The following is a 2,720-nucleotide window of genomic DNA, read 5'->3' as shown; positions in this document are numbered from 1 at the left end:
TACGTCAGCTTACTGTCTTCGTAGACAACCGCCAACGCTCCCGGAGTGCGCTCCGCCTGCTCCTCGAACAGCTCGTGGAACGTTCTCTCTCTCCACGACTCATCCGCCTCCAAACCTGTACCCTCTGCGGCGGGTTGCTTCGCAAGAGCCGGAGACGACACGTCAAACTCGACCAGGAAATCATGCTTTTCGCTGTCCGTCAAGATATCCAAATCCGAAATCCGCGCACCCGGCTGAGCCAGGATCGACGCCAAAAGCTGCTCGTAATGACCCGCCAGCCGTACCATCGTTTCCTGTCTAAACAACGAGGTAGCGTACTCGATCTTGCAAACCAGCTCGTTATCGGCTTCCACGATATCAAAGCTAAGATCAAACTTTGCCGTCTTTTCCTCGATGTCGAACAGCGACCATTGCAAGCCTTCCAGGGTTAAATCCAAGCTTTCGTGCTTTTGCAAAGAAAACATGGTGTCAAACAGAGGATTCCGGCTTAAATCCCGGCTCACCTGAAGAGCTTCCACCAGCTCCTCGAACGGATAGTCCTGGTGCTCGTAGGCTCCAAGCGTCGTTTCCTTCACTTCCTGCAAGTAATCCAGGAACGTCCGCTCCGCCGCCGGACCCAAGCGAAGGGCCAGCGTATTGACGAACATGCCGATAATCGGCTGCAGGTCGGCGTGAGAACGGGCGGCAATCGGAGTGCCGACCACTATATCTTCCTGTCCCGCGTATTTATGAAGCAATACGGAGTACGCAGCCAGCAGAAGCATGTACAGCGTCGCCCCCGAATCGCCGGCAAGCCGTTTGAGAGCTTCGCTTTTCTCCGCATCCAGCGTAAACGTGAGCGTTTGACCGTCAAACTGCTGGACGGCCGGGCGGGAGAAGTCGAGAGGCAGCTCAAGAACCGGAAGCTCGGAGCTGAATACCCCGCGCCAGTATTCCTCCTGCCGTTTGATGCGCTGGCGCTGCTCCTCGGATTGCTGCCAAACGGCGTAATCCTTGTATTGAATCCGCAGCTCCGGCAATTCTTCCCCATTGTAAAGCCGCACGAATTCACGCAGCAGCACGTCCATGGAAAGGCCGTCGGAACCAATATGATGAATATCCAGCGCGAGCAGGAATTTCTCTTTCTCCAGTTCGATCAGCAGGGCGCGCAGCAAAGGCGGCTGGGTCAAGTCAAAAGGCTGAATGAAGCCTTCAAGAATGGCCGCAACCTGATCTTCGCTTGCTTGAAGCTTCTCGACCTTGAAAGCTACGAGCGGATGAATACGCTGAACCGGCTCCCCATTCACGATTTCAAATCCGGTGCGCAGCATATCGTGCCGGGCCACCAAAGTAGTCAGCGCCTTTTCCACTTTGGCCTCGTTCAAAGCCCCTCTCAATTGCAAGGCGCTTGGGAGATTATAATTCAGCTCCAAGCTATCCAGCTGGTGCAGGACGTACAGCCTTTTTTGCGCGGAGGAAACCGGATAGTACGCTTTCTCTTCCGCTTTCGGAATCGAGCTGTGCTGCGATTCTTCCAAGCTGGCAATAGCCCCGGCCATCGATTCTACCGTCATATAGCGGAACACATCGCGCAGCGGAAGTTCGACGTTCATTTCCTTCCGAATCTTGCTGACAAGGTTCGTCGCCCGCAAGGAGTGGCCTCCGAGCTCGAAGAAATTGTCCAGGACTCCAATACCGGAGTAACCCAGCACTTCCTCCCAGATCTTCACAAGCTCGGACTCCGTCCGGTTACGCGGTGCTACATATTCGACGCCCGTCTGCAAGCTGCCTTGGGGCTCCGGCAGCGCTTTGCGGTCTACTTTGCCGTTGGCCGTCAGCGGCATGCGCTCCAGCTGCACGAAGTACGACGGGATCATGTACCCCGGCATTCCCTGGGCCAGCGAGGTTCTCATTTCGCTGACCGTCAGTGTCCGGTCCGCCACAAAGTAGGCGACAAGTGCCTTCTCGCCCCCGCCGTCCTGACGGGCAAGCACCACCGCTTCTTCCACGCCCTCGACGTTCAGCAGCTGCGTCTCGATTTCGTCCAGTTCGATCCGGTAACCGCGGATTTTGACCTGGTGATCGATTCGGCCCAGGTATTCGATATTGCCGTCCGGCAGCCAAGCCGCCAAGTCGCCCGAGCGGTACAGTTTCTCCCCCTCCGCAAACGGGGAATCGACGAACTTCTCCGCCGTCAGATCCGGACGGTTCAGATATCCTCTTGCAAGGCCTTCCCCGGCCACGTACATTTCGCCCGCTACGCCGATCGGCACAGGGCGGCAGCTTTCATCCAGGACGTACACCCTCAGCGTCGGGATCGGCTTGCCGATATTGCTCTTCGCCGCCTCCATTTCGACCCACGTGATTTCCTTATACGTCACGTGAACCGTCGTCTCGGTAATGCCGTACATATTGATCAGCTTCGTCTCCGGGTACTTCGTTTTGAAGCCCTTGAGCAGCAGCGGACTGAGCGCTTCGCCCCCGAAGATGACGTTGCGAATCCGCAGATCGTACGGATGGTCCGCCAAGACCTTACGCAGCAGCTGGTAGAAGTACGTTGGCGTCTGGTTCAAAATCGTGACCTGTTCGCGGCCCAGCAGCGCCAGGAAATCGACCGGATTTTTCGCCGTGAGCGGCGGTACGATGACCAGCTTGCCTCCGTTCAGCAGCGCTCCGTACATTTCCCAGACGGAGAAATCGAAGCAGAACGAGTGGAACAGCGTCCACGTGTCGGACGGCCC

Annotated in this window: 1 protein-coding gene; it reads right to left on the bottom strand. The window is 56.9% G+C overall.

Annotated elements, in window-relative coordinates; all coding sequences use genetic code 11:
• Positions 1 to 2,720, bottom strand: a 2,720-nt coding sequence (locus GRP75_RS23755; protein ID WP_160790544.1) for a condensation domain-containing protein, incomplete at both ends; no start/stop codon positions are given.

Origin of the sequence: Paenibacillus sp. OT2-17, assembly GCF_009827695.1 — a bacterium.
Lineage (GTDB): Bacteria > Bacillota > Bacilli > Paenibacillales > Paenibacillaceae > Paenibacillus > Paenibacillus polymyxa_B.
This window is presented reverse-complemented; position numbering and strand designations above follow the sequence as displayed.